This window comes from Bradyrhizobium sp. NAS80.1 (genome assembly GCF_001908205.1).
Taxonomy (GTDB): Bacteria; Pseudomonadota; Alphaproteobacteria; order Rhizobiales; family Xanthobacteraceae; genus Bradyrhizobium.
Window position 1 is genome coordinate 1 of record NZ_LGHL01000317.1, and the last position, 5,126, is coordinate 5,126.

The following is a 5,126-nucleotide window of genomic DNA, read 5'->3' on the forward strand; positions in this document are numbered from 1 at the left end:
CTGCCGGGTTGGGCTCGCAAGCATCTCCGCAAAGGCTTGACCGTAGCAACGACGGCCAGGACCACACGTCTATATTTTGGCATTCGGTGAAACACGCCGAAACTAACAAAACCCTTTGAAACAAGGTCTTTTCGACTAGCCTGATGCGGGCCGTTTCAGCGCGTTTCGCCAAATCTAGGGCCCGGCCCTGAGCCTTTCAGCGTCCGCACGACAAACTGAAAGCCCCAAAAGCCGAGCCCTTTGGTCTCAAGCCTTAGGAGCCGAAACCACATGGATACTACCATCACCACCGAACCCGCCGGCAGGCGGGGCCGCAATAGCAGCGTCATTCTGACCGACCGCCTCTGCGAGAAGCGCGTCGCCAAGCGGGTCAAGTTCTACGACCGCAAGTGCCCCGGCCTCTACGTCAGCATCACCACGGCGGGTGTCGCGACCTTCTCCTTCAAGTTCACCGATCGGACCGCGGGCAAGCAGCGCACCGGCTGGCTCGGCGTCTATAACCCCGAGACCTTCACCGTCGAGGACGCCCGCAGCAGGGTCTACGGCCTCAAGGGCATGGGCGGCGAGGCACTGGCCGAGACCTTCCGCGAGCACAAGGCCGACAAGGCCAAGCGCGGCAAGACCGTCGCCGAGATCATCGAGGAGCGCATCGACTGGATGAAGACGCCGGTCAGGAAGCCGGACGGCGAGATGCGGCCCCGGCTGGAGGCATGGGAGAACACCGCCAGCCACCTTCGGCGCTTCATTAAACCCCGCCTCGGTAAGAAGCTCGCGGGCGAGGTCACCAAGCGCGACATCGCGCAACTGTCCGACGATGTCGTGGGCGGCGCATTCGGCCGCCCCTCGGTCAGCAACGCCCGGCATATGCGCAAGGCGGCATCCGGCCTGTTCAACTGGGCCGCAGAGGCGGGCCGCGACTACGTGACCGCCAGCCCTTGCGTGAACCTACCGAAGCTCGACCCGGAGCACCCACGCACCCGCGTGCTCACCGAGGACGAGATCAGGATATTCTGGCACGGCCTCGACGATGACATTCTGCTGGCGTCATGGGACCGCCGCACGCGGTTGGCGCTGAAGTTCGAGCTTGTGACCATGCTGCGGTCGAGCGAGCTGCTGGGCGCGCACCGGGATGAACTATTTGACCTCGACGGCGAACATCCGCGCATCGATATTGCGCTCAAGCGGGTCAAGAAGCGTCGCGTCATCCAGCAGCCGCTGTCCGAATTGGCCGTCGCGATCATCAAGGAAGCCCTGCGGGGATCGAACAAGCAATTCGTCTTCGCCTCCCCCCCTCGGCGATAAGCCCCTGCATCGGAAGGCCATGGCGGACGCGCTGCGCGGCGACAAGCGCAAAGGCAAGGTGAGGACGCCCGGCATCTGCGCCCTGCTCGGCCTCAAGCCGTTCACGCCGCACGACCTCCGCAGGACCGGCGCGACGCTGGCGGGTGATCTCGGATTTGACGACGCATGGATCGCGAAATGCCTCGATCATGCCGCGAGCAAGAAGACCGAGATCGTCGTGCCGACCGTCACCGGCAAGGTCTACAACCATTCTAAGCGGATGAAGGAAAAGCGCGCGGTGCTCGACGGCGTCGCTGCCGAATTGCGGCGGATCATCGGCAAGGCTCCTGTAACGGCCGTTGACCCGAAGCTGCGGCTCGCGGCCTGATCAACGCCCTCAAATTTGGAGATCAGTCCTGGTCGGCGGCGACACTGGCTAGGCTTCTTCTTTTGACCCGCGCCTTCGGTCAGGCGTCGGTCAACAAGTCATAGTCGCGCGCGAGCTTGGAGCGGACATAGATCACCGCGCGCTTGACCGCGTTCGGGTCGCAATTGCCGAAGCAAACCGGAACAATCGACCAATTGCTGGGCGCCTCGGCATTCGCGACATGATCGATGCTAATGTCGACGCCCTGATATCCCTGTTCGTGGATATCCGCCAAGGCCAGTCGTCTCAACTCGTGCATTTCGATCAGCGTCTTGCTCATAGGCACCTTTCCTGCCGTTTACTTAGGAAGATCAGGGCCCACGTCGGCAAGCCTGTTCCAGCACAATCAACAGGAAAGAGGAGTACGTTGGTGCCGCTCTCGCCATGGTCTAAGTCATGAGTTCTGCGCTAGCCAGATAATGGCCGCTACCCCGCTTTTTCTCTTGTGTACTGCGATCGAAGGGGTTGACCAACGGTCCTCCTTTGCCGTTGATGCAACTCCTAAGATATATTGCCGATCAGGTCCGTTGGGGGAACCGCTGATTTGACGCCAGATGAATTCGTCCGAAAGTGGAAAAACGTCGAACTGAACGAAAGGGCGGCGGCTCAACCCCATTTCATCGACCTCTGTCGAATGCTCGACGAGCCAGCGCCAACGGACGTCGATCCGACAGGCGAGTGGTACGCCTTCGAGCGGGGCGCGACCAAGACGACCGGCGGCGAGGGTTGGGCCGATGTCTGGAAGCGCAATCATTTCGGTTGGGAGTACAAAGGCAAACGTAAGGACCTCAAGGCCGCCTTTGCGCAACTGCAACAATATGCCTTGGCGCTCGAAAACCCGCCGCTGCTGGTCGTCTGCGACATGGACCGGTTTGAAATCCACACAAATTGGACCAACAGCATCTCTATCGTTCACGAATTCACGCTTGACGACCTTCGCGATCCCGATGTTCGGCAAAAGTTAAAATGGGTCTTTTCCGATCCGGAGCAGCTCAAGCCGGGCAAGACAAGACAGACGTTGACCGAAGAAGCGGCTGCGGAATTTGCTGCGCTTGCTCAGAGGCTGCGCGACCGTGGCCACGATCCGACGGTTGTCGCGCACTTCGTGAACCGGTTGGTGTTCTGCATGTTCGCAGAGGACGCAGAACTGCTGCCGAACAAGATGTTCTTACGTATGCTGCAAGCAGCTAAGAGTGAGCCGTCGAAGTTTCGCCGCCATGCTTCCACGCTGTTTACCGCGATGAAGGACGGTGGACTAGTTGGATTTGAACAGATCGAGTGGTTCAATGGTGGACTGTTCGATGATGGCGAAAGCCTCGACCTAGAGGCCGAGGATATCACGATTTGCCTACGTGCCGCCGAACTCGATTGGAGTGAGGTTGATCCTTCAATTTTCGGCACATTGTTTGTGCGCGGCCTAGACCCGAACAAGCGCTCCGAAACTGGGTCAGAATACACGGATCGCGAAAAAATAATGATGATTATCGAGCCGGTAATCACAAACCCGCTCTTGCGCGAATGGGAACAGGTCCGATCGACAATTAGTGGATATCTCGATCCGGCGCAGCGCAAGGTTGAGAGCGCACTTGAGAACGCCTCCTCATTTCCGGAACTGGAAGAAGAAATTCGTGCTGTCAGATCGCATTTGTCCTCAAGGCCGCAACTCGAATTGTTTGAAGCACTTCCAAAGCAGCGCAGAGTTCGGAACCTCGACGCTGTTCGAACAAGTTTGCGGTCGGCGGATAAGTCGCTGGTCGAAGCTCAGGCTCAAGCCGACGGCGAGTTGAAGGCCTTTCAGGCGAAACTGAGATCCTTCCGCGTGCTCGACCCTGCATGCGGATCGGGAAACTTTCTTTATCTCGCGCTCGTCGAACTAAAGAACATCGAGCGCAGGGTTGCCGTGGAGGCGGAACTGTTGGGCTTTCCACGTAGTTTTCCCTCGGTCGGCCCCGAAGCCTTATTGGGGATAGAGATCAACCCTTATGCTGCCGAACTTGCGAGAGTTTCGGTTTGGATCGGCGAAATCCAGTGGATGCGTCGCAACGGCTTCAACGTCGGTCGCAAACCCATATTGCGGCCGCTCACGAACATCGAACGCAGGAACGCGATCATCACCGACGAGGGGCAGCACGCGCCGTGGCCCCCCGCAGATGTCGTCATCGGTAATCCTCCCTATTTGGGCGCCAAACTCATGAAGCGTCGCTTGGGAGTAGCGGAAACGGAGGCAATCCGCGCATTGTACGAGGGGCGTTTACCGGGCTTTACCGACCTTGTTTGTTACTGGTTTGAGCGCGCCCGCGAGCTTATCGAGAAAGGAGTGGTGCAGCGCGCGGGCCTGGTTGCTACCAACTCTATCAGAAAGAACACCAACCTTCCGGTGATGCAACGTATCGCTGCGACCACTCACATTTATGAGGCGTGGAACGAAGAGCAATGGACGGTTGATGGCGCGGCGGTTGACGTTTCGCTGATCTGCTTCGGTAATGCTGATGGCCTTGAGACCCGATTGAATGGTGACCAAGTTAACTCGATCAACCCAGACCTGACATCGGGGCTCAATCTAACGCTGGCAAAACCGCTACGCGAAAACCGGAATGGGGCCTATCTTGGCATACAAAAGAGCGGCCCCTTTGATGTGCCGGGCGAAATCGCTCGCGCTTGGATGCGAGAGCCAACCAACCCAAATGGGCGGACCAACGCCGAGGTGCTGAAGCCATATTGGAACGGCGATGACGTAACTGGCCGGCCTCGGGATTATTGGTTCATTGATCTTCCTTTGGGTCTCTCAAGGGCGGAAGTATCTCTCTTCACCAAGCCATTTCGTCACGTCGAAACGACCCCGGACGAAAACGGAAAAACTGTCCAACAATTGAGAGAGGAACTGGGGGGACAGAGCGGGGCCCCGCTGGTGGGAGCCACACTGGCCGCGTCCTGGCATGCGCAAGAAGATTGCGGCCTTACCGCGATACATAGTGACGCCTGAGACGGCACAATATCGGCTCTTTGTGTGGCTGTCCTATCCGGTGCTGCCCGACAAAAATCTGATCGTTATCCCCCGAGAGGACGACCTTATGTTCGGCCTCTTGCACAGTCGGTTCCACGAACTCTGGGCGCTCCGAAAAGGGTCCGATCTCGAAGACCGGCCCAGATACACGCATACCAGCACTTTCGCGACATTTCCTTTTCCCGCCGGAATGGCGCCCAACGTGCCGGTCGCTCAGGCGAGAACGCACCCTGCGGCCGAAGCCATTGAGACCTCTGCGCGACGTCTAAATGAACTCCGTAACGCATGGCTCTATCCTGATCGTGTCCCTTGGCGTGGTGTAGCTGGGCGGGTGTCACCACGTTCGCCGGCATGGGCCGGATCGGTCAGCTGGCGATCGCCGGGAAGCTGACGGCGGGATCATCGCCTAACGGC

Annotated in this window: 5 protein-coding genes; 4 read left to right on the forward strand and 1 reads right to left on the reverse strand. The window is 58.9% G+C overall.

The features are described from left to right. Positions 1-270: 270 nt before the first annotated feature. Positions 271-1,302 carry a tyrosine-type recombinase/integrase gene (locus AC629_RS42490; RefSeq protein WP_245332181.1) on the forward strand — a complete coding sequence of 344 codons (1,032 nt, stop codon included), beginning with the start codon at positions 271-273 and terminating at the stop codon, positions 1,300-1,302. A 19-nt stretch (positions 1,303-1,321) separates the two neighbouring features. Further along, complete coding sequence (locus AC629_RS49560; RefSeq protein WP_245332182.1) at positions 1,322-1,669, forward strand: site-specific integrase; 348 nt, start codon at positions 1,322-1,324, stop codon at positions 1,667-1,669. Positions 1,670-1,748: 79 nt separating this feature from the next. Here the strand turns inward: AC629_RS49560 and AC629_RS42495 are convergent, their stop codons facing one another. Next, positions 1,749-1,988: a hypothetical protein gene (locus tag AC629_RS42495; RefSeq protein WP_084810585.1), complete on the reverse strand. Its 240-nt coding sequence runs from the start codon at positions 1,986-1,988 to the stop codon at positions 1,749-1,751. Positions 1,989-2,252: 264 nt separating this feature from the next. Here AC629_RS42495 and AC629_RS42500 point away from each other — a divergent pair, with 264 nt between their 5' ends. Continuing rightward, positions 2,253-4,691 carry a class I SAM-dependent DNA methyltransferase gene (locus AC629_RS42500; protein WP_084810586.1) on the forward strand — a complete coding sequence of 813 codons (2,439 nt, stop codon included), beginning with the start codon at positions 2,253-2,255 and terminating at the stop codon, positions 4,689-4,691. Further along, entirely contained in the window at positions 4,645-5,103 is a 459-nt protein-coding gene (locus AC629_RS50850) for a type IIL restriction-modification enzyme MmeI (RefSeq protein ID WP_502693115.1), read from the forward strand. The genes AC629_RS42500 and AC629_RS50850 overlap by 47 nt, the downstream gene beginning before the upstream one ends. Positions 5,104-5,126 lie beyond the last annotated feature (23 nt).